General features: G+C 71.4%; 16 protein-coding genes and 1 pseudogene. 10 read left to right on the top strand and 7 right to left on the bottom strand.

Annotation, left to right across the window (positions count from 1 at the left end; all coding sequences use genetic code 11):
- Window positions 1-43 precede the first annotated feature (43 nt).
- Window positions 44-3,189 (bottom strand): annotated as a pseudogene (locus ABZ464_RS44950) (Tn3 family transposase).
- Between the two features lie 359 nt (window positions 3,190-3,548).
- Here ABZ464_RS44950 and ABZ464_RS44945 point away from each other — a divergent pair.
- The 5 genes from ABZ464_RS44945 (at window position 3,549) to ABZ464_RS44925 (ending at window position 8,443) form a co-directional block, all read left to right on the top strand.
- Entirely contained in the window at window positions 3,549-4,679 is a 1,131-nt protein-coding gene (locus ABZ464_RS44945; RefSeq protein WP_359287724.1) for a site-specific integrase, read from the top strand.
- Window positions 4,679-5,005, top strand: a complete 327-nt coding sequence (locus ABZ464_RS44940) for a helix-turn-helix transcriptional regulator (RefSeq protein ID WP_359287723.1) — start codon at window positions 4,679-4,681, stop codon at window positions 5,003-5,005. Before ABZ464_RS44945 ends, ABZ464_RS44940 begins: the two co-directional genes overlap by 1 nt.
- Window positions 5,006-5,142: 137 nt before the next feature.
- Window positions 5,143-6,465: a hypothetical protein gene (locus tag ABZ464_RS44935; protein WP_359287722.1), complete on the top strand. Its 1,323-nt coding sequence runs from the start codon at window positions 5,143-5,145 to the stop codon at window positions 6,463-6,465.
- 205 nt (window positions 6,466-6,670) lie between these two features.
- Window positions 6,671-7,672 carry an MASE1 domain-containing protein gene (locus ABZ464_RS44930; RefSeq protein ID WP_359287721.1) on the top strand — a complete coding sequence of 334 codons (1,002 nt, stop codon included), beginning with the start codon at window positions 6,671-6,673 and terminating at the stop codon, window positions 7,670-7,672.
- An 18-nt stretch (window positions 7,673-7,690) separates the two neighbouring features.
- Window positions 7,691-8,443 carry a DUF2071 domain-containing protein gene (locus tag ABZ464_RS44925; protein WP_359287720.1) on the top strand — a complete coding sequence of 251 codons (753 nt, stop codon included), beginning with the start codon at window positions 7,691-7,693 and terminating at the stop codon, window positions 8,441-8,443.
- Here ABZ464_RS44925 and ABZ464_RS44920 read toward each other — a convergent pair.
- The 3 genes from ABZ464_RS44920 to ABZ464_RS44910 all read right to left on the bottom strand — a co-directional run bounded on the left by ABZ464_RS44920 (window position 8,367) and on the right by ABZ464_RS44910 (window position 11,213).
- Complete coding sequence (locus tag ABZ464_RS44920; protein WP_359287719.1) at window positions 8,367-9,680, bottom strand: TetR family transcriptional regulator; 1,314 nt, start codon at window positions 9,678-9,680, stop codon at window positions 8,367-8,369. The genes ABZ464_RS44925 and ABZ464_RS44920 overlap by 77 nt on opposite strands.
- A 56-nt stretch (window positions 9,681-9,736) precedes the next feature.
- The gene (locus ABZ464_RS44915) at window positions 9,737-9,928 is read right to left on the bottom strand and encodes a hypothetical protein (protein ID WP_359287718.1); all 192 of its coding nucleotides are present in this window, start codon (window positions 9,926-9,928) and stop codon (window positions 9,737-9,739) included.
- A gap of 106 nt (window positions 9,929-10,034) precedes the next feature.
- Window positions 10,035-11,213, bottom strand: coding sequence for a phytanoyl-CoA dioxygenase family protein (locus ABZ464_RS44910; RefSeq protein WP_359287717.1), 1,179 nt, complete (start codon window positions 11,211-11,213; stop codon window positions 10,035-10,037).
- A 110-nt stretch (window positions 11,214-11,323) separates the two neighbouring features.
- On the opposite strand from ABZ464_RS44910, the gene ABZ464_RS44905 reads away from it, so the two are divergent.
- Both ABZ464_RS44905 and ABZ464_RS44900 read left to right on the top strand, forming a co-directional pair.
- A complete protein-coding gene (locus ABZ464_RS44905) occupies window positions 11,324-12,355 on the top strand; it encodes a LacI family DNA-binding transcriptional regulator (RefSeq protein WP_359287716.1) in 1,032 nt (343 codons plus the stop codon).
- Between the two features lie 263 nt (window positions 12,356-12,618).
- A complete protein-coding gene (locus tag ABZ464_RS44900) occupies window positions 12,619-14,172 on the top strand; it encodes an MFS transporter (protein WP_359287751.1) in 1,554 nt (517 codons plus the stop codon).
- A 103-nt stretch (window positions 14,173-14,275) separates the two neighbouring features.
- Here ABZ464_RS44900 and ABZ464_RS44895 read toward each other — a convergent pair whose 3' ends face one another.
- The gene (locus tag ABZ464_RS44895; RefSeq protein ID WP_359287715.1) at window positions 14,276-16,210 is read right to left on the bottom strand and encodes an RICIN domain-containing protein; all 1,935 of its coding nucleotides are present in this window, start codon (window positions 16,208-16,210) and stop codon (window positions 14,276-14,278) included.
- A 208-nt stretch (window positions 16,211-16,418) separates the two neighbouring features.
- Between ABZ464_RS44895 and ABZ464_RS44890 the strand changes: the two genes are divergently transcribed.
- Entirely contained in the window at window positions 16,419-17,051 is a 633-nt protein-coding gene (locus tag ABZ464_RS44890; protein WP_359287714.1) for a TetR/AcrR family transcriptional regulator, read from the top strand.
- 46 nt (window positions 17,052-17,097) lie between these two features.
- On the top strand, window positions 17,098-18,771 hold the full coding sequence (locus ABZ464_RS44885) for an FAD-binding dehydrogenase (protein ID WP_359287713.1): 1,674 nt from the start codon (window positions 17,098-17,100) through the stop codon (window positions 18,769-18,771).
- A 22-nt stretch (window positions 18,772-18,793) separates the two neighbouring features.
- Here ABZ464_RS44885 and ABZ464_RS44880 read toward each other — a convergent pair whose 3' ends face one another.
- Window positions 18,794-19,141, bottom strand: coding sequence for a DUF488 family protein (locus ABZ464_RS44880; RefSeq protein ID WP_359287712.1), 348 nt, complete (start codon window positions 19,139-19,141; stop codon window positions 18,794-18,796).
- A gap of 133 nt (window positions 19,142-19,274) precedes the next feature.
- Here ABZ464_RS44880 and ABZ464_RS44875 point away from each other — a divergent pair, with 133 nt between their 5' ends.
- A complete protein-coding gene (locus tag ABZ464_RS44875) occupies window positions 19,275-20,690 on the top strand; it encodes a M1 family metallopeptidase (protein ID WP_359287711.1) in 1,416 nt (471 codons plus the stop codon).
- An 18-nt stretch (window positions 20,691-20,708) separates the two neighbouring features.
- Here the strand turns inward: ABZ464_RS44875 and ABZ464_RS44870 are convergent, their stop codons facing one another.
- Window positions 20,709-20,957, bottom strand: coding sequence for a WhiB family transcriptional regulator (locus ABZ464_RS44870; protein ID WP_359287710.1), 249 nt, complete (start codon window positions 20,955-20,957; stop codon window positions 20,709-20,711).
- Window positions 20,958-20,995 lie beyond the last annotated feature (38 nt).

Genomic DNA, 20,995 nt, shown 5'->3' with positions numbered 1-20,995 from the left:
CGCGAGGCATGAGCCGGCCGCAGATCTTCGGCCGACCGCGGCGTCACACCGGCGCGGTGGGAAACAGTGCTCCGGGGACCAGGTCCAGCCTGGTGGCGACGACGTCCTTGGGCGGGGTGAGGTCCAGATGCCAGTCACCGAAGCGGCGTATCGTGCGCGTGATCAGCGGGCTGACAGTGGCCAGGTCGTCGGGGTCCACGAGATGGCCCTCGGCGGCGAGGGCGTTGGCGGCGTCGGTGATGTCCAGCGCGGTGGAGTAGATCGCACAGTTGGCGATCAGCTCGTTGAATTTGACGACGCGCTCCTGGTAGTCCGGGTCGTTGTGGCCAATCAGCCGTCCGCCGATCATCAGATGCGCAGCGAAGCCGTGGAACGCCTCCGTACGGTTGGTGATCGCGGTGATCTGCTCGCGCAGCCCGGGCTCGGACAGATACCGAAGGAGCGTCACGGTCCTGACGGCCCTGCCCAATTCGCGCAGCGCCTTGTAGATCCGGTTGCGCTTCGAGTGGTTGCCCAGGCGGCGCAGCAGCGTCACCGAGGACAGTCGGCCCTCCCGGATCGAGATCCCGGTGCGCAGCAGATCCGTCCAGTGACGTTCGATGAGCGCCCAGTCGATGACATCGTCGCCGAACAGAGAGTCGATGTGCTTGTACCTCGCCTTGGCGTGAGGCCGGTAGAAGTTCAGGTCGTGCCAGTTGCGTATGCGGGGAAGGAGGTCGAACCCGAGGAGCGCGGCCAGGCCGAACACCGGCAGCGAAGCCCCTTGCGTGTCGGCGTGGATGGTGTCGGGCTGGACGTCGGAGACGTTGGACAGCAGCGAGTCCAGCAAGTACACCGCCTCCCACACCCCGCACGGAATGAAGTGGGAGAACAGCGCGATGTAGTTGTCGGACACCAGCCGGAACGCGAGAGCCCCGAACCCGCCGTACCTGACGTGGGACTCGGCCCGCAGGCTGTCCTCCCAGGTGTCGATCTGCGAGCCGTCGGTGGCCGCAATCGACCCGTCGCCCACATCGCGGCGACATCCAGCTTCGCGAAGGCGTTGACCACGTCCGCCGAAGCCTTGTAGATCTTGTCGGGGGTGGCGTGCTTGTTCCCGGCCGTGTAGATCTCGTGGGCGCTGACCCCGCGCATGTGCCGGGCGACCTCGGTCGGCCCGAGGTTCCCTCCGTAGGCGAACGCGGTCACCACGTACCGGCCCAAGGTGTCGCGGATCTTCGGATCGGAGCCGGATGCCGGACCGAAATGCCGCGGCCAGCCGGTCAGGTGGGCGGCGCGGGCCAGGATGTCCAGCAGCGCGCGGTCGGGCAGCCGGTCCAGCACCGCGGCCTCCAGCGCGATCGCCGCCGGCCGCCGCTCGGCGCCCTTGCGCCGCGCCAGCACCGGCCGTCCGCCCTCCAGACGCAGGTCGCTGTTGGCCGGGTAGCCCGCGTCGACCTCCGCGGCCGTCTTCGTCAGCAGCGCCCGGTAGTGCGCCGCCAGCGCCTTCGCGTCGGCCGGAATACCCGCCTGGGTGCAGAACTCAGCGACCTTGCCCTCGCACTCCTCCCAGCTCATCAACTGGGCGTGAAGGTTGGCGTAGGAGTCCGAGCCGACCACCGCGATGTCCCCGGACCGCAGTTCGGCGGCCAGAAGGGAGAACACGCACACCTCCAGGTGCCGGCGGGCCAGCATCCCCGGACGCCGCCGGTCGCGCAGCGTGCGCCTCCACAAGAGCCCTGCGAAGGCGTCGACGTCGACCGTCAGGACCACGTCCTTGCCATCGCGCTTGACGGTGACGCTCTCCTCGATCCACTCCGCCCGCCGGTCCAGATCCCGGTTGGCCTTGACGAACTCCAGGGCGTCCAGCACCGACCGCTCCGCGGACGTCGCCTCCAGCTCGATCGCGTCCACCAGCGTGAACAGCACCGGCCGGTGCGACTTGTAGTACTGCTCGCACAGCGGCAGGTAGTTATTGCCGTGGTGCGCGGCCACCGCCTCGTGCGACGCGCTCAGCGCCGCAAGACCTCCGCCGGCCGTCAGCGCCGCCAGGACCATCTCCCCAGTCCGCGCCGTTGCGGACCTCCAGTCTTCGGCTACGGGTTCACCTGCGCCGTCGACGGTGCCGCGGCCGGTCGCATCGGTAGTCGCGGTGCCGATGTCCTTCTCGGCGTCGGGCTCGTTCGCCGTGTCGGCCGGTTCAGCAGCCTCGCGCACCGCGGCCAGGACATCGCCGAACACCTCCAGCAGCCGCTCGGACTCGGCGCGGTGCTCCTCGCGCAGCGCCTCCAGCCGGGCCCGGCCCTTCTTGTGGATGACCGCCATGCGCTTGCAGAACATCTCGGTCACCTCGTCCCGAGCGGAGGTGCGCAGCACGTGGATGAAGCTGGCCAGCAGCGTGAACCGCTTCGCCTCGCCGATCTTGACGAAGTCCGCGACATCGGTGACCCGCGCCTCGCCAGCAAAGTGCGAGATCTTCCCCGGCGGGATCCCTTGCAACCAGGTACCGGTCGGGCCGAGCGCGTCCAGGTCGGCAAGATGCGCCAAGCGGACCTTGAACTTCCCGATCGTCGCGGCCTTCGCCGGGTCCTTCAGCCGATCGAACCGGCTACGCCGACTGGACGGGTCCACCACCAGCAGCTCGGCCAGCCTCGCGCGCTGCCCCGCAGTGATCCGGCCAGCGGCAGTGGCGAACACGTCCCGGTTCACCTCGGCGCGGATCTTGGCCACCATCCGATCCAGCGTGGTGTATCCGGGCAACTCCCGACCAGAATTCAGCAACTCTTCCAACGCCACGTTGATCAGGTCGGCCGGGTTGTCCTTCGTGACCGCTGCCTCTCGGATTGCAGTCTCGGCGATGCCGCGCACATCCGCCGCGTCGTACTTCACCCCCAGACGCTCGCGCACATAGTCGCGAGACCGCGCAGCCGACCGCACCGCTTCCACCCCGACCGCCACACTGTCCGGCAGTCCCAGCGCGGTGCGGACGTGACTGGCCACCGCGTCGGGAACCTCGTCCAGGCCAGGGAAATAGTGCATCCGCTGATAGCACTTCAGCCGTATCACCAGCACGAGGAAGGTCTGGTCAGCTGTCGTCTTCCCCCGCGCCCAACTGGCCTCGTCCGCTGTGGGTGTGAACGACTCGACCAGCTCCCGCGCCGTGACGGTCCCACGGAACCTCGGGTAGGCGGTGCGGTCGATCGATGTCAACGCACACCTCGAAAATCACTGCGGCCAGGATGACGGAATCCTAACGATCCCTCTCCAGGCGACCCGCGCCGACCTCCATCAGCGCGGGAACAAGGCCATGGCACGTTTCGCTCGTATTCCGGAACCGCCGCGAATCGCATCTGATGCGAACTGGACGCACGTTGCGTCGCATTGGCCGACCGGGCCTCGGGGAGCCGCTGATCAGCGGGTAGAGGGGTCACCCCCGTGTCTGACGAGACGGTAGCCGATGGACCTGCCCCGTGTCGTTCCGCCTCACTCGATCGGATGGCTGGCCTGCCGTTTCTCTCCGGGCTTCGCATCTGATGCGAGATTCTCGCGCCAGATGCGATCTACGGAGCGTGACGGATTTGGCGGACAAGAACGGGACGACGCCTGGGGCCGCACGGTTGCACCTGGCGGACGGGGTGCCGCTGTTGCGGCCGGAGGAGCAGGTGTTCGAGGCGATGCTGGACGGCTGGCGCAACCAGCAACTGGCGCGGAACCTCGCGCTGTCGACTATCAACGGTCGGGAGCGGAAGGTGCGGGCGTTCGCCGCACACGCGAACGCCTTCCCGTGGAACTGGTCCTCGCCGCTGGCGGACGAGTGGTTCGGTGACCTGCGGGCGGTCCGCGGCTGTGTCCGCTCGACGCTGCGCGGCTACCAGGAGGCAGTTCGGCTGTTCTGCGACTACACCACCGACTCGGCCTACGACTGGGCGGCCGAGTGCGAGCGGCGGTTCGGCACCCATCCGATCCAGGTGTGTCACGAGTGGAACACCGCCGTGCACATGCAGGAGTGCGAGGCAGAGGCCCCGAAACGGGCCTTCACCCGTGAGGAGTTGCAGGCGTTCTTCGACCACGCCGACGACGAGGTGGGCCGGGTCCGCGGTCGCGGCCGCAAGGGCTGGCTGCCCGCCTTCCGCGACGCGATGCTCTTCAAGACCGCGTATGCCTACGGGCTGCGGCGCAACGAGACGCGGATGCTGGACACGGCCGACTTCGGCCGCAACCCCGAAGGACCGGAGTTCGGCGAGTACGGCGTCTGCTACGTCCGCCACGGCAAGGCCAAGAAGGGCTCGCCCCCCAAGCGCCGCAGCGTGCTGACCGTCTTCGACTGGTCGGCCGAGATCCTCGACCAGTGGGTCAGTGAGGTCAGACCTGCGATGCGGCACGCGGACGGGCCCGCCTTGTGGCCGTCCGAACGCGGTCGGCGGGTCGGTCTGCAGCGGCTGGATTCCCGCTTCGCCGCATACCGTGACGACCTCGGTCTGGACCCGGTTCTGGACTTCCACTCGCTGCGAAGGTCGTACGTCACTCATCTCATCGAGGACGGCTGGGACGCCCTATTTGTTCAGCAGCAAGCCGGCCACGACCATGCGAGCACCACTTCCATCTACACCTGTGTGTCCTCCGACTTCCGCACCCGCACCCTGCGGCGGGCTCTGGACTCCACGATCGAGGCCGCGCTCAAGCCCGCGAGGGGGGCCTGATGAAACGCCAGATCAGCTACCAGTGGCGGCTTCGGGAGCGAATGGCCGCGGCCGGGATGTTCACCACCAGCGAGCTCGCCCCGCCGCTCGCCGAGCGGGGTATCAACCTCTCCCTCTCCCAGATCCACCGCCTGGTCACCGGCACCCCCGAGCGGCTGTCGCTGCCGGTGCTGGCCGCGCTCTGCGACATCTTCGAGTGCACCCCCACCGACCTGATCGCCACCAAGGCCGAGAACGCCGTCATCCGCAAGGTCGCCACCGGAGACGCGGTCGTCGACCTGTCGGCGGTGCGGCCCAAGCGCGCCCGCATCCGGCCCGAAGGATGAGCCGCACCCGGGTGCCGACGAGCGCGCGGTTCTGCGCCCGCTGCGGCCGGGCAGTGCGGCCCGAGACGAACCACTGGCCCGAGGGCTACATCTGTCAAAGCTGCATGACCAGGGCTTTGGAGTCCTACGGAACATGCGTGAGCTGCGGTGTCGATCGGCTCACCCCCGGCCTCGCACCGGACGGGGGCAAGCTCTGCACCGACTGCGCCGGCGGCCTCGGCGACTTCACCTGCGAACAGTGCGGCCAGGAAGCACGGCGCTACCGACGCGGGGTCTGCGGCCGATGCGTCCTGGCCGAACGCCTCCACGAACTCCTCGACGACGGCACCGGCAGCATCCGGACCGAACTCCACCCGCTGTTCGACATGCTCCGGCAGATGAAACGTCCCTGGGCCGGGCTGACCTGGACCAGCCATCCCCACGTCCAGCGGAACCTGCGAGCCCTGGCCTGCGGCCAAGTACCCCTCACCCACGAAGGGTTGAGCCAACTCACACCCTGGCGGTCAGTCGCCTACCTGCGCGACCTGCTGATGCAGAGCAAGGTCCTGCCCCCGGCCGATCGGCAGCTGCTGTTCTTTCAGCGGTCGCTGGCTGAGAAACTGCCCGCCGTCGGCGACGCCGAGCACCGCAGGCTCCTGGAACTCTTCGCCGCCTGGCATGTCGAGCGCTGCCTTCGCATACTGGCCGGCCGCGGCCCGCTCACCGGCAATCAGGTCCAACAGGCCCGCGAAGAGATCCGCCTCGCGACCGCCTTCCTCGGTCACCTCGCCCAGCGCGGTCACGATCTCGCCGACTGCGCCCAGGCCGATGTCGATGCCTGGTACGCAGGCGGTTATACCGCCCGGCGTCCCACCCACGCCTTCCTCCGCTGGGCCATGCGGTCCAAGTACATGCCCGCCGTCACCGTTCCGCACCGCTCAACGAGTAACCCTGCGCCGATCGCCCAGCATCAGCGGCTCGCGCTGCTGCGACAGCTCGTGAACCACGACGATGTCCCGCTCCAGGACCGCGTGGCTGCCGTGCTCGTCCTTCTCTATGCACAGCCGCTTACACGGATCGCCAGGCTCGGCACCGACGACGTCCAGCACAGGGACGGCGAAGTTCTCGTCCGGCTCGGAGACCCGCCGTCGCCCGTCCCGGCCCCCTTCGCCGGGATGCTGCTGGACTACCTGGGGCAGCGGCCGAACACCATGACAGCGACCAACCCCGATGCCCGATGGCTCTTCCCCGGCCGCCGGGCCGGACAGCCCATGACCCCGAAATCCCTGGAACTTCGGCTCCGCCACCTGGGCTTCCCGACTCAGCGAGGACGCACAGCGGCGATCCGCCACCTCGTTCTCCAGGCCCCGGCCCCGGTGGTCGCCCGGATGCTCGGCTATGACGACGACACCACAGCCCGCCTCGCCGAAGATGCCGGAGGAACCTGGCGTCACTATGCCCCCGGTGATCACTCACAGTGATCACGGACCCTCAACATCTGAGGAATACGCGACTCCCGATTACGCGAGGTCGCCAGTTCCCCACCCCTACTGGGCGTACTCGGGCTTCCGCCCGGTGCGGCGAGAGGGCGTGCCGGGCGGCGCGAGGCAGGCGGGACTTTGCGGACACGACCTAGGCCCCGACGGCACGCTTCCCGCCTCGCCGACCGCGTCGGGGCGGTGTCTGATGGCTGCTGTGGTGGGTATCCGGGACCTCGAGCTGCGCGGGACGGCGGTCTTCGCCGTCCAGACGCTCGCGGTCGCCGTCTGCTACTACGGGGCCGGACAGCTCGGACTGATGCGCCAGCTCGTCGTCGAGGGCGCCGTGTTCACCCCCATCTGGCCGCCCACCGGCGTCGCGGTCGCCGCCCTGCTGATCCTCGGTCTGCGGGCCTGGCCGGGCATCGCCCTCGGCGTCCTCCTCGTCATCCTGTCGATCACCACCCTGCGCCCCGTCGTCCTGGTCAATGTGGTGGGCAACACCGCCGCCCCCGTCTGCGCCTACCTCCTGCTGCGCAGGGTCGGCTTCCGCACCGACCTCGCCCGCTTACGCGACGGCTTCGCCCTGGTCTTCCTGGCGGCGCTCACCGCGATGCTGCTGAGCGCGACCGTCGGCGTGGGCCTGCTCGTCCTCACCGGAAGGATCGACGCCGAGTCCTTCTGGCCGGTCTGGCTGGGCTGGTGGGTGGGGGACGCGATGGGCGTCCTGATCGTCACACCCGTCCTGCTCATCCTCCGGACGGCCCGCCGCCCCCTGCTGCTGTCCCGCTGGAAGGAGGCCGCGGGCCTCACGGTGATCTGCCTCGCCCTGGTCCCGCTGGCCACCCGGAGCGAGGTCAGCATGCTCTTCCTCGTCTATCCGCTGCTGGTCTGGGCGGCCCTGCGCTTCCTGCTGGCCGGCAGCATGCTGTGCGCGCTGTTCACCTCCGTCATGGCGACGATCGCCGCCACGGACCGGATCGGGCCGTTCGCCCGCCTCAGCCGGGTCGAGGTGATGATCAAACTCCAGGCGTTCAACGGGACGATGGCCCTGACCGCGCTGCTCCTCTCGGCCGTGATCATGGAACAGCGCACCACCCGGCGCTCGGTGGAGCGCGCCTGCCAGGAACTGGTGGAGGTCCTGGAACACCTCACGGCCGGCGAGGGCCCGCCCGGCCGGCAGCCGAGGGACGCCGACCGCGAGAGCTGAGCCTGGCATGCTGGCGCCGTGCAGCAGCCAGCCCCGGTCACGCCCGACGCCCCCGGCCGCATAGCCTTCCCGCTTCTCACCCAGCGGTGGCTCGACCTGTGCTTCCTGCACTGGGCCGCCGCCCCGGAGACCGTGGTGGGACTGCTGCCGAGGGGGACCGTCCCCGACACGTACGGCGGGATGTCGTACGTCGGACTCGTCGCCTTCCGGATGCACCGGGTCGGCTGGTTCCGGCTGCCCGGGGTTCCGTACCTCGGCTCCTTCCCGGAGACCAACGTCCGGCTGTACTCGGTCGACGCGCACGGACGGCGCGGGGTGGTCTTCCGGTCGATGGACGCGGCGCGGCTGATCCCGGTGGTGATGGGGCGGGCCGGCTTCCGGTTGCCGTACCTGTGGTCGCGGATGAGCGTGCGCGCGGTCGGCGACACCGTGACGTACACGAGCCGGCGCCGCTGGCCCGGTCCGCGCGGGGCGTACAGCCGGATCACGGTGCGTCCCGGTGCGCGCATCGAGGAGCCGACCGGTCTTGAGCACTTCCTCACCGCCCGCTGGGGGATGCACAACGCCTTCTTCGGCGGGGCCGCCTACCTCCCCAATCACCATCCCCGCTGGCCGCTGCACCGCGCCGAGCTGCTCACGTGCGAGGAGAACCTGATCACCGCGGCGGGCCTGCCCGCACCGCGCGAGGCACCGGTCAGCGTCCTGTACTCCCCGGGCGTCCCGGTACGCCTGGGCCGCCCGTCCCACCCGGCCGGACTACCGACCCCCTGAGGCCTTCTGGGGACGCTGACGCCCCAGTGCTCTCCGAAGCCGCAGAGAACTCAGTGCTCTCCGAAGCCGCAGAGAACCCGGGGCTCTCCGAACCCGCAAGGAACCCAGGGCTCTCCGGAGGCGCCGAGGCCCCAAGGCCTTCCGGAGCCGCCGCCGACGCGCCGAGGGCCCCCTGGACCGCCGCCGCCCCGCGGGCTGCCGGGACGGCCGACACCCTGCCGCCTCCCGGGTCCGCCGGCACCCTGCCGCCCCGCGCGTCCGCCGGCGGCACCCTGCCGCCCCGCGCGTCCGCCGGCGGCACCCTGCCGCCTCCCGGGTCCGCCGGCACCCTGCCGCCCCGCGCGTCCGCCGGCGGCACCCTGCCGCCTCCCGGGTCCGCCGTCACCCTGCCGCCCCGCGCGTCCGCCGGCGGCACCCTGCCGCCTCCCGGGTCCGCCGTCACCCTGCCGCCCCGCGCGTCCGCCGGCACCCCGCCGCCCCCCAGGCCCGCCGGCACCCCGCCGCCCCCCAGGTCCGCCGGCACCCCGAAAGCCCCCGGAGCCGCCGTCACCCTGAGGCCCGTCGGTGGGCGGTAGTCCGGTCCCAGGCCCAGTCTGATCGCCAGTTCGAGCATCAGGAGTTCGAACATCGGCTCCTGGTCGAGGATCAGCGGGTTGAAGTGCGCGAACACCTCCAGGGCCACCTGCCCGTAGAGCGAGCGCCAGCACGACAGCATGACGACCAGCGCGCCGAGCGGCATCTCCACCCCGGTGGCCGAGCGGTACTCGGCGATCTGCCGACGCAGCCTCGGATCGAGGTCGGCGTCCGCGATGACGGGATACGGACGGGTCTCCCACAGCCGTACGTGCTCGGGCCCCCAGACGGAGGCCAGCTCCCGGATCCAGTCGCCGGTCAGATCCGTCTGGGCGGAACCGGCGGCCACCGTGGGCGTGCCGAACAGCAGGCTGAACTCCTGGCGGTGCGTCAGCCCCCACTGCCGGAACACCCGGCAGGGCGCGACCAGCCGCGCCGCGAGATCGGCCTCGTGCTCGGCCTCGACCGACTCCCGCAGCAGCCCGGTCAGTTCGGCGACGATGTCCCGGGCGGTGTGCCGGACGATGTCCGCGAGGTCGTCGAAGTGCCGGTAGAGAGCCGCCGGTGTCACCCCGACCCGCCGGGCGATCTCGGCGAGCGTCAGCGCCTCCACCCCCTGATCGGTGATGATCGCGCGCGCCGCGGCACGGACCTCCCGCGACATCTGACGGCGCAGCCGCTCACGGCGCGTGGGGGCGGACCTCGGGTCGTCGTCCTCGTTCAGTCGTCCTCCTTGAGCCGGCCTGTTTCGAGGGGAGCGGGATGTGACAGTACCCAGGTCGGGTCGGTGACCTGCCGGGTTCCGCAGAAGAAGCCCTCGGCCGGGGCCGGCTGAAGGCCGTGGACGGCCAGGACGGCCACCGTGGTGACGGCGACGAAGCCGCCGGTGAGGAGCATGTCGACGTTCTTCACGTCCCACCAACGTTCATGGGCGTCACAAAGTAACGACTCGTTACTTTGTCGGTGGCCGTTGCCCGGTGCAGCAGGGCGCTCACGGCGAGGCCCGGCGCACGCCGGTTCAGCTCCTGCGCCGCTCCGCGCCTGCCGCCAGTTCCCGCCGCAGCCGCTCCGGCTCCCAGCCCTCGGTGACCGCCCGCCAGAGGGTGTCCGCCTGGGAGGGCGGGGCGAGGCCGTCGACCGGCGGGTCGAGGTCGAGGTCGGTGGGGAAGGGGTAGCCCTCGGCGGTGGCGGCGACCACCCGGCGCAGCCAGTCCTCCGCGGCCCCCGCGGCCTTGCGCTCCAGCAGCACCGGGAACAGCGCGTTCGCCATCGCCTCTCGGTCGACCGTCTCCATCGCCCGGCCGAACGCGGAGGAGATCTGCAGCAGATTGGCCATCCGCCGGATGTCCGGGGAGACGTTGTGCCCGGCCGCGTGGAACAGCGCCGGGTTGAAGAAGGCCGCGTCCCCCTTCTCCAGCGGGAGCTGTACGTGGTGGGCGTCGAAGTACGCGATGAACTCGGGCCGCCGCCAGGCGAGATAGCCGGGCTCGAACTTCTGCGAGTGCGGCAGGTACAGGGTCGGACCGGACTCCACGGGCATGTCGCAGTGGGCGACCGCCCCCTGCAGGGTCAGCACGGGCGACAGCCGGTGCACATGCGCCGGGTACGCGGCAGCCTGCGCCTGGGACAGGAAGCCGAGGTGGTAGTCGCGGTGCGGGCTCTGCGCGGCGCCACCCGGGTTGACCACGTTGACCTGCGAGGTCACCTGGTAGGCGGGGCCGAGCCAGGCCTCGGCGATCAGCTCCAGCATGTCGTTGGCGTAGTAGTCCGCGAACACCTCCGGCGCCCGCACGGCCATCTTGTCGAGCGCGTTCCACACCCGGTCGTTCGCACCGGGCTTGGCGAAGTGGTCACCGCGGGCCGTGCCCGCGGCGCGCTCCTCCTCGATCAGCGCCCGGAACGCCTCCGACGCCCGGTCCACGACCGCCGGATCGGTGTACGCGCCCTTGAGGACCACGGCACCGGGACCGTCCAGCAGGGTCCGCACCAGCTCGCTCTGCACCGCGCGGCGGCCCTCGGCGGTGGCGGACAGCTCGCGCAGCCGCTCGCTGTCGTAGAGCGGGACGTTCCGCTCGATCCGCAGCGCCGAGGGGTGCTCGGCGAGGTCGGTGCGCTGCTCGACGAGCGAGCGGAACACGTCGAGATCGCAGTCCTCCTCGGTCAGCCAGGTCCGGGAGCGCACAGGGGTGGGGATCATCGCGGGTCCTTTCGCAGCCCTCGCTTTTCTGCCAGTCTTCTGAGATCGAACCCCTCATTCAAGGTGCGTAAGCACATCAAAAACACATCAGCAACCGTGGGAAATCAGGCATGCGACACCCGTATACGATCAAGGAGATCGCCCGTCAGTCCGGCCTGAGCACGGCCACGGTCGACCGGGTCCTCAACAGCCGCGGCGGGGTCCGCGAGAGCACGGTCCGGGAGGTGCGGCGGGCCGTCGAGGACCTCGACCGCCAGCAGACCCAGGTCCGCATCGGCGGCCGTACCTTCATGGTCGACATCGTGATGCAGGCGCCGGAGCGGTTCTCCACCGCCGTACGCGAGGCCCTGGAGGCCGAACTGCCGTCGCTGCACCCCGCCGTGGTGCGCTCGCGGTTCCACTTCCGGCAGACCGCGCCCGTCGACGAGTTGACCACCGTCCTCGACCGGATCGCCCGACGCGGCTCGCAAGGGGTGATCCTCAAGGCGCCGGACCTGCCGGAGGTCACCGCCGCCGTCGGCCGGCTCACCGCCGTCGGCATCCCCGTCGTCACCCTGGTCACCGACCTGCCGTCGAGCGCGCGCGTGGCGTACGTCGGGATCGACAACCGGGCCGCCGGGAGCACCGCCGCCTACCTCCTCGGCCAGTGGCTCGGCGAACGGCCCGGCCATGTCCTCACCACCATCAGCCGGGGCTCCTTCCGGGGCGAGGAGGAGCGCGAGATGGGCTTTCGCAGCGCGATGCGCCTCGCCCACCCCCGGCGCGCCCTGGTGGAGGTCACCGACAGCGACGGCCTCGACGCCACCCAGCACGACCTGGTCCTCGAGGCGCTGCGCCGCGACGAGGACATCGTGGCCGTGTACTCCATGGGCGGCGGGAACCTCGCGACGCTGGCCGCCTTCGACGTGCTGGGCCGCAGCTGCGCGGTGTTCGTCGCCCACGACCTCGACCACGACAACACCCGGCTGCTGCGCGAGCGCCGGCTGTCCGCGGTCCTCCACCACGATCTGCGCCAGGACGTACGGCGCGCCTGCCAGACCGTGATGCGCGCCCACGGCGCCCTCCCGGACGAGGGGGCCCCGCTGCCCTCGGCGATCCAGGTGGTGACGCCCTTCAACCTGCCTCCGGAGGCGTCCGCGTAGCCGTAGCCGTAGCCGTAGCCGTAGCCGGGTCGGCCGGGACGGGACGGGACCGGGGTGTCGAAGATCCACGGAAAGCGGCCCCCGGATGTCGGTTGTCCGCGTCCCGGCGGCCCCTGGCTCGCCCCGGCCCGCCGAGGTCACGGAGAGTGGCGGCCGTCAGCCCCACCCAGCGCCCGGTGTCCGGGCGCCGTCAGGAAGAGTCCTCCGTGAATGCCACGACCACGGCGAACACGCCGCGGGAACGACGGGCCGCCACGCTCGTCATGGCCTGCGTCGGTGTGTTCGTCGCCTATCTGCCGGTGACCACCGTCTCGGCGAGCCTGCCCGCGATCCAGCGGGCGCTGAACGCCTCGACCTCCCAGCTGTCCTGGGTCTCCGACGCGTTCGTGCTGCCCATGGCCGCCCTCATCCTCACCGCCGGAGTCTTCGGCGACGTCCACGGCCGCAAGAAGGTCTACCAGGCGGGACTCGCCCTCAGCGCCCTCGGCGCGCTCGTCGCCCTGTGCGCGCAGAACGTCCAGACCCTCTGGGCCGGCCAGGCACTCGCCGGACTGGGCTCGGCCGCCCTGCTGCCCACCACCCTCGCCCTGATCAGCCACGCCGTCCCCGACCCGCGCGAGCGCGGCAAGTTCATCGGCCTGTGGGCGACCTCCCTGACCGCCGCGCTGGCCCTCGGCCCGGTCGTGGCGGGCACGGTCCTCGCCCACTTCGACTGGCGCTGGATCCACCTCCTGCCGGTCCCGGCCTCCCTCGCCGCCCTGGCCGGCGCGGCCCGGCTGCTGACCGACTCCCGGGCCCCGGGCTCCCGACGCCTGGACTGGCCCGGCCAGCTCACCGCCGCCCTGGCGATCACCGCGCTGGTCTACGGCATCATCGAGGGCGGCTCCGGGTCCTTCACCGACGTCGAGGTGATGGTCGCGCTGTTCACGGCCGCGGTCTCCGCCGTCGCGTTCGTGCTGGTGGAGCGTGCCAGTGCCGGCCCCATGCTGGACCTCAGCCTGTTCCGCAGCCCGGCCTTCACGGCCACCACCCTGATCGCCATGATCAGCTTCCTGGGCCTGATCGGGTTCTTCTTCGCCCTCAGCCTCTACTTCGGCATGGTCCAGCACCTGTCCACGCTCGACGCCGCCTGGCGGCTGCTGATGGTGTCCTCGGTCCCGCTCGTGCTCGGCGCCCCCGTCGGCCGGCTCGTCCACCGGGTCTCGGCGCGGCTGCTCATCCCGGGCGGACTGCTCGTCTCCACGGCCGCCCTGCTGACGCTGACGGACATCGACGCGCACACCTCCTTCGGCTCGCTGGCCTGGCGGCTCGCGCTGCTCGGTCTCGGCATGGCCTTCGTCATCACGCCGATGACCGCCACCGCCGTCAGCGCGGTGCCCTTCCAGCAGGCCGGCATGGCAGCCGCCGGCAACAACGCCTTCCGCCAGGTCGGCGCCGCCCTCGGCCCCGCCGTCCTCGGCGCCCTGCTGTCCACCAAGGCCCTCGACGCCCTCCCCGGTCACCTCACCGGGGCGGGCCTGGGCGACCCGACGGTCCGGCGGGTCACGGCGGTCGCCGAACAGGGCGGCCTGGGCGCCGTGGCCGGGATCGACCTGGGCGCGGACACGCCCCGCGTCCTCGGCGCGCTGTCCGAGGCCTTCCTGGACGGCCTCCACCTCTGCCTGATCGTCTCCGCCGTGCTGACCCTGCTGGCCGCCGCCGTGGGCGTGCTCCTGCTGAGCGGCCCGCGCCGCACGGCCCCTCCCGTGGCCTCCGGATCCGCCGCGGACGGTCATCTCGCGGCGTCGTCCCTGGCGGGCAACCGCACCGGAGGCTGACCTCCCGTACGTATTCGGCCCACGGCGTACCGAGCGGAACGCCGGGCCGGGTACCGCCGCCGCCCGTCCTGCCGCAGGGCTTCCTACGACGCCCCCGCCCCCCTCACTCGGCGAGACGCGCGATCGACAGCGTCGTGGTCGTCGGTGCGGAACCGGACAGGGAGGAGCCGTAGTCCGGGGTCGCGGACACGAAGGCCCAGGCGAGGCTGCCGTCCGCCAGGGTCGTCAGATCGCCGGAGATGTGCGCGTCCACGACCTCGTCCTCGGAGACCGGCTTCCCGGTGGGGTCGATCACCCGCAGATGGGTCCCGGTGAACTTGCCCGTGCAGGTGCCGTCCTTGCAGGTGGCGTTCGCGACGCTCTCCCAGGAGACCAGCAGGTTCTTGCCGTACGGGGCGAGGTGGACGTTGACGTGGTCGGTGCCGGGGTCGTCGGTGAGCGTCACCGTGCTGCCGGGGGTCTTGGCGTCCTTGAGCAGGGCGACCGTCACCTGGTGGGTGTCGGTCTTCGGGGTGACGGTCCAGCCGCGGCCGCTGCTGTCCGCGCTGTTCTTGACGGCCGAGGCCGCCCCGCGGTCCGCGAAGGCGGTGGCGTACCCGCCGGTGGAGGTCTTCACCAGGTCGCCGGAGGAACTGGGGTACGCCCCGCCGCAGTAGCCGGCCCAGCACTGCTCGCGCTGCACCGCGGGGGCCTCGTCCGGCGCCGCGATCCCGGTGCTGACGAAGAGTCCGGACCGCCAGTCGTCGAAGCACAGCGAGGGGAAGGCACCCGAGTCGCCCGGGGCCAGGGCTATGCCCTCGTTGTGGCTGCACCCCCAGTCCCAGCCACCGGACCGGGTGGCCCCGGCGGCGTCGAGGTAGGCGAGCTTGTCTCCGTAGTGCCCGTCGGCGAAGCCGCCCGCGCCGTGCACGACGAAGTAGGCGCCGTACTGGCTGCCGTTCCACTGGAGCGCGCCGTCGAGCACCGGCGAGGTGTCGTTGCCGGCGGTGCCGGTCAGCTTCTTGCTGAAGACGGCCGAGCCGTTCTTGTACCGGATCAGGGCGGCGGCCGTGTCGTTCCACTTGTTGGAGTCCGGGACCCTGGTCAGGAGCGCGAAACCGTCGTCGTGGGCGACCAGTCCGCCGACCTCCTCGGTGTCCGGGACCACCGTGTCGGAGCCCTCACGGGCCAGCTTCGAGGACAGCGCGGTCACATGGACGCCGTCGGAGGCCGGCCACGCGACCCGCACCGAACCGTCGGGCGCCGCCTGGGTGGCGACCCGCGTCCACTGCGGGAGCCCGTTGTAGCCGGACTCCAGATAGCCGAAGGCCGTCGGAAGCGTCACCTTGGAGACGGTGAGGCGCTGGGCGAGCGAGGTGCCGGACGCCGTGGACGGAGCGGTCGGGGACGGGGAGGAGGAGGGAGAGGACGAGGGAGAGGACGAGGGAGAGGCCGAGAGGGAGGCCGTCGGGCTCGCCGAGGCGCCCGTGCCGGGCACCGCCGCCAGCTTCCACTGCTGGTTGGTGCCCCCGTTGGACTTGTACTGGACGATCCCCGCACCCTCGGCGGTGGACTTGGCCTTGACGTCCAGCACCTTGCCGCTGTGCCGGTTGACGACCTTCAGCGCGCCGCCGTCGAGTTCCTCGATCCTCCACTGCTGGTGCGCGGCCCCCGCGTCGGCGCTCTGGTCGACGACGGCGTTGTTCGACGTCGAGGCGCCCCGGACCTCGAGCACCTTGCCGCTGCCCCGGTTCACCAGCTCGTAGTAGCCGTCGTCGGTCGCCCTCAACCGCCACTGCTGGTCCGTGCCGCCGTCGTCGGCGCCCTGGACGGCCTTCGCGGCGTCGGCCGTGGAGGCCCCGGCGACCTCCAGCACCTTCCCGCTGCGCACCGACACCAGCCGGTAGTAGGCGTCGCCGTCGATCGTCGCGGCCTCGGACTTCGACGAGGGCGAGAGCAACAGGTACGGCCCCAGCACGGCGGGCACACCGATCAGCAGGCCGGTCGCCGTCCACCGCTTGCGATGACGCCCGCCGGACCGCCGGTTGAGGTCGCTCATATGACAGTTCTCCTTCGATGACACCGTGCGGACCCGGCAGAGGTCGCCGGCTCCGTCCCCCAGTGGTCACCGGAGCCCCGGAGGTTGCCGCACTCGATCTCCGTCCGATCTCCGTCCGGTCCTCGTCCGGTCCTCGTCCGATCGGGTGCGAACCCTTTCGATACACGAATGCATCCGATACATTCCTGTATCGAACGGAGGTCCGGCAGTGGCGACGGAACAGAACGCACGGGCGACCGGCCGGGTCACCCGGCGCCGGGTGCGCACCCGGGCCAATCTGCTCGACGCCGCCTTCGCCGTGTTCGCCGCCAAGGGCTTCGGCCGGGTCTCCATCGAGGAGGTCTGCGAGGCCGCCGGCTACAGCCGGGGCGCCTTCTACTCCAACTTCGCCACCCTGGACGAGCTGTTCTTCGCGCTCTACCGGGAACGCGCCGACCTGATCGCCCAACAGGTCGCCGACGCCCTCGCCGGCGACGGCCCCGATCTCGACGTACCGGCCTCCGTGGACCGGGTCACCGAGGTGCTGCTGCTCGACCTCGACTGGCTGCTGGTGAAGACGGACTTCCTGGTGCACGCGGCCCGGGACCCGGCCGTCGCGCAGACCCTCCTGGAACACCGGGCCAGGCTGCGCCGCGCGGTCGCCGACCGGCTCGCCCGGGCCCGCGGCCACACCCCGCTGCCCGCCGTCCTCGGCGACGCCGACTCCGCCGCCCACGCGGTCGTCGCCGCGTACGACGGGGTCACCACCCAACTGCTGCTGGACAAGGACGTGGACACCGCCCGCGCCTGGCTCAAGCAACTGCTCACCGCGCTGCTGACGGACGGCAGCGCCCCGCACTAGCACCACCCCCGGTCAGGACCTCAGGCAGAGAAAGGCAACGGTCGCCATGGACGCGGACGTCATCGTCGTCGGAGCGGGCCTCGCGGGCCTCGTCGCGGCGCACGAACTCACCAGCAGGGGCAGACGGGTCGCCCTGGTCGACCAGGAGAACGCCGCCAACCTCGGCGGCCAGGCGTTCTGGTCCTTCGGCGGGCTGTTCCTCGTCGACTCCCCGGAACAGCGCCGCCTCGGCATCAAGGACTCCCTCGACCTCGCCTGGAACGACTGGCAGGGCAGCGCGCGGTTCGACCGCACCGAGGACGAGGACTCCTGGGCGGTGCGCTGGGCCCGCGCCTACGTCGAGTGGGCGGCGGGGGAGAAGCGGACCTGGCTGACCGGGCACGGCATCTCCTTCGTGCCGACCGTCGGCTGGGCCGAGCGCGGCGACCTGCGCGCCGACGGCCACGGCAACTCCGTGCCCCGCTTCCATGTCGCCTGGGGCACCGGCACCGGCGTCGTCGAGCCGTTCGCCCGCTACGCCAAGCAGGCCGCGAAGGACGGGCTGCTGACCTTCTACCACCGCCACCGCGTGGACGAGCTGGTCGTGACCGACGGCGCCGCGTGCGGCGTACGCGGCACGGTCCTCGCGCCCGACGACTCCGCGCGCGGTGTCGCCTCCAACCGTGACGGCGTCGGTGAGTTCGAGCTGACCGCCCAGGCCGTCGTCGTCACCAGCGGCGGCATCGGCGCCAACCACGAGATCGTGCGCCGCTACTGGCCCGAGCGCCTCGGCACCCCGCCCGCCGAGATGGTCACCGGCGTGCCCGCCTACGTCGACGGCCGCATGCTCGACATCAGCGCCGAGGCCGGTGCCCGGCTGGTCAACCGCGACCGCATGTGGCACTACACCGAGGGCATCCAGAACTGGGACTCCATCTGGCCCGGCCACGGCATCCGCATCCTGCCCGGACCGTCCTCGATGTGGTTCGACGCCCTCGGCCGCCGGCTGCCCGACCCCTGCCTGCCGGGCTACGACACCCTCAACACCCTCAAGCACCTGCGCACCACCGAGGACATCGCCGGGTACGACCACTCCTGGTTCGTGCTCAGCCGGAAGATCATCGAGAAGGAGTTCGCGCTCTCCGGCTCCGAGCAGAACCCCGACATCACCGCCAAGGACCGCCGGGCCGTCCTGCGCGACCGGCTGCTCGGCAAGGGCGCCCCCGCCCCCGTGCAGGCGTTCCTCGATCACGGCGCGGACTTCGTCGTCGCCGACACCCTCGACCGGCTCGTCGAGAAGATGAACGCCCTCACCGACAAGCCCCTGCTCGACGCGGACGGACTGCGCCGCCAGATCCGCGCCCGCGACCTGCAGATCGACAACCCCTACAGCAAGGACGCCCAGATCCAGGGCATCCGCAACGCCCGCCGCTACATCGGCGACCGGCTCGGCCGGGTCGCCACCCCGCACCGCATCCTCGACCCCGAGGCCGGCCCGCTGATCGCCGTCAAGCTGCACGTCCTCACCCGCAAGACCCTCGGCGGCATCCAGACCGACCTCGACTCCCGCGCCCTCGGCACCGACGGACAGCCCATCGAGGGCCTGTACGCGGCGGGCGAGGTGGCCGGCTTCGGCGGCGGCGGAGTCCACGGCTACAACGCCCTCGAAGGCACCTTCCTCGGCGGCTGCCTGTTCTCGGGCCGCGCGGCGGGCCGGGCGGCGGCACAGCAGACCGGCTGAGCCACCGTCGGCTCAGCTCGGCTCAGCTCAGCAGCCCCAGCAGTACGGCCGCGTGGCTCTCCTCCGGGGACTTCGCGGCCGTCAGCAGGGTCACCGGGCCCTCGCCGACCAACGTACGGACGTGGTCGAGGAGTTCGGCCGCCTCGGGCGCGGCCAGCTCCGCCTCGTAGCAGCGGCAGAACTCCTCGTACGACGCCTCGCCCGCGTGGTACCAGCGGCGCAGCTCCGTCGACGGGGTCATCGCCTTGGGCCACTCGTCGATCCGGGCCACGTCCTTGGCCAGGCCGCGCGGCCACAGCCGGTCGACGAGGACACGCACGCCGTCCTCGGGCTCGGGTTCTTCGTAGACACGGCGTACACGGACACTCATGCCGCCGAGCGTAGGGCCTGCCCGCGGCCGTCCCGCGACGCCGCGCGGCTTGACCTGGAGGAGGGCGACTCCGGGCAGCTGGTTGCCTAATCTGATGGGCGTTTGATCACCCGCCACCCCCCAAGGAGCGCACGTGACCCACCCCCGCAGACGCCCCGCCCCGCTACGGCGCGAAGCCGTCGTCGCCACTGTCCCGGTCGCCGTGGCGGCCCTGCTGACCGCGGCCGGACCCGCCACCGCGGCCGGCTCGGTGGGCGCACCCGGCGTCGGTGACCCGTACTTCCCGCTCGCCGGAAACGGCGGCTACCACGTCACCCACTACGGCCTGACGCTCGACTACGACCCGACCGGCCGTCACCTCACCGGCAAGGCCGTCCTCACCGCCACCGCCACCCAGCGCCTCAGCCGCTTCGACCTCGACCTCAAGGGCCTGAAGATCACCGGTCTGACGGTCGATCACCGCACCGCCGTCCACCGCCGCGACGGCCAGGAACTCGTCGTCACCCCCGCCCGCCCCCTGCGCAAGGGCCAGACCTTCCGCGTCACCGTCACCTACCAGGGCAAGCCGGGCCCGGTCACCGACCCCGACGGCTCCCTCGACGGCTGGATCCCCACCGACGACGGCGCCTTCGTCGCCGGGGAGCCGCAGGGCGCCATGACCTGGTTCCCCGGCAACAACCACCCCCTCGACAAGTCGTCGTACGACATCACGATCACCGTCCCCAAGGGCCGCACCGCGGTCTCCAACGGCGTCCTGCTCGGACAGAGCACCCGCAACGGGAAAACCACCTTCCGCTGGCGCCAGAAGGAACCCATGGCCGCCTACCTCGCCACCGCCACCGTGGGGAAGTTCCAGGTCAAGCAGTACACGACCCGGGACGGCGTCAAGGTGTACGACGCCGTCGACCCGCGCGAGGCCAACGCCGCCGCGCCCGTGCTGAAGAAGCTGCCGTCCGTGCTGGAGTGGGAGAGCGGGCTCTTCGGGCCCTACCCCTACCGTGCCGCCGGCTCGATCGTCGACCACGCGCCGAACGTCGGCTACGCCCTGGAGACCCAGTCCCGGCCGGTGTACGACAGCGCCCCCAGCCTGAGCACCCTCGTCCACGAGAGCGCCCACCAGTGGTTCGGCGACTCCGTCTCCCTGACGACCTGGAAGGACATCTGGCTCAACGAGGGCTTCGCCACCTACGCCGAATGGCTGTACTCCGAGCAGCACGGCGGCGCCAGTGCCCAGAAGAATTTCGACACCCTGTACGCCACCCCCGCCACCGACGGCCTCTGGGCCTACCCGCCCGCCGACCCCGGCAGCGGCGCCAACATCTTCGGCAGCCCCGTCTACGCCCGCGGGGCCATGACCCTGCAGGCCCTGCGCACCGAGATCGGCGACCGGGCCTTCTTCCGCGTCCTGCGCGCCTGGGCGCAGCAGCACCGCTACGGCCATGGCACCACCGCCCAGTTCGAGCGCCTCGCGGAGCGTGAGTCCGGCAAGGATCTGGGTGCGCTGTTCCAGAAGTGGCTGTACGGGGCGGGCAAGCCCAGCACCCCGTGACGGCCGGGGCGGCGCGCGTCAGGAACCCTGGCGTGCCGTGGCGTTCCGCCGGAGCGCGCGCCGCTCCGCCTCGGTCGTGCCGCCCCACACGCCCAGGGTCTGGTCGGTGTCCATGGCCCGGTCCAGGCACTGCTGCCGCACGGGGCAGCGGCGGCAGACCGCCTTCGCCTGCTGTGTCTGCATCAGGGCCGGGCCCGACGTGCCGATCGGGAAGAACAGGTCGGGGTCCTCGTGGCGGCACGCCGCATGCTGTCGCCAGTCGTCCATCGAAGTCGCTCCGCTCGAAGTCGTCGGTGTTCCGGAGC

This window comes from Streptomyces sp. NPDC005820 (assembly GCF_040630255.1).
Lineage (GTDB): Bacteria > Actinomycetota > Actinomycetes > Streptomycetales > Streptomycetaceae > Streptomyces.
The sequence above is the reverse complement of the archived record's forward strand: the minus strand, read 5'-3'. Positions and strand labels throughout refer to the sequence as shown.

Coding starts and splice junctions, on each gene's coding strand:
- ABZ464_RS44930 (WP_359287721.1), top strand. CDS start 6,671: ATGGCTGCTGTGGTGGGTATCCGGGACCTCGAGCTGCGCGGGACGGCG.
- ABZ464_RS44910 (WP_359287717.1), bottom strand. CDS start 11,213: ATGATCCCCACCCCTGTGCGCTCCCGGACCTGGCTGACCGAGGAGGAC.
- ABZ464_RS44880 (WP_359287712.1), bottom strand. CDS start 19,141: ATGAGTGTCCGTGTACGCCGTGTCTACGAAGAACCCGAGCCCGAGGAC.
- ABZ464_RS44870 (WP_359287710.1), bottom strand. CDS start 20,957: ATGGACGACTGGCGACAGCATGCGGCGTGCCGCCACGAGGACCCCGAC.
- ABZ464_RS44895 (WP_359287715.1), bottom strand. CDS start 16,210: ATGAGCGACCTCAACCGGCGGTCCGGCGGGCGTCATCGCAAGCGGTGG.
- ABZ464_RS44940 (WP_359287723.1), top strand. CDS start 4,679: ATGAAACGCCAGATCAGCTACCAGTGGCGGCTTCGGGAGCGAATGGCC.
- ABZ464_RS44900 (WP_359287751.1), top strand. CDS start 12,619: ATGGCCTGCGTCGGTGTGTTCGTCGCCTATCTGCCGGTGACCACCGTC.
- ABZ464_RS44885 (WP_359287713.1), top strand. CDS start 17,098: ATGGACGCGGACGTCATCGTCGTCGGAGCGGGCCTCGCGGGCCTCGTC.
- ABZ464_RS44920 (WP_359287719.1), bottom strand. CDS start 9,680: ATGTCGCGGGAGGTCCGTGCCGCGGCGCGCGCGATCATCACCGATCAG.
- ABZ464_RS44905 (WP_359287716.1), top strand. CDS start 11,324: ATGCGACACCCGTATACGATCAAGGAGATCGCCCGTCAGTCCGGCCTG.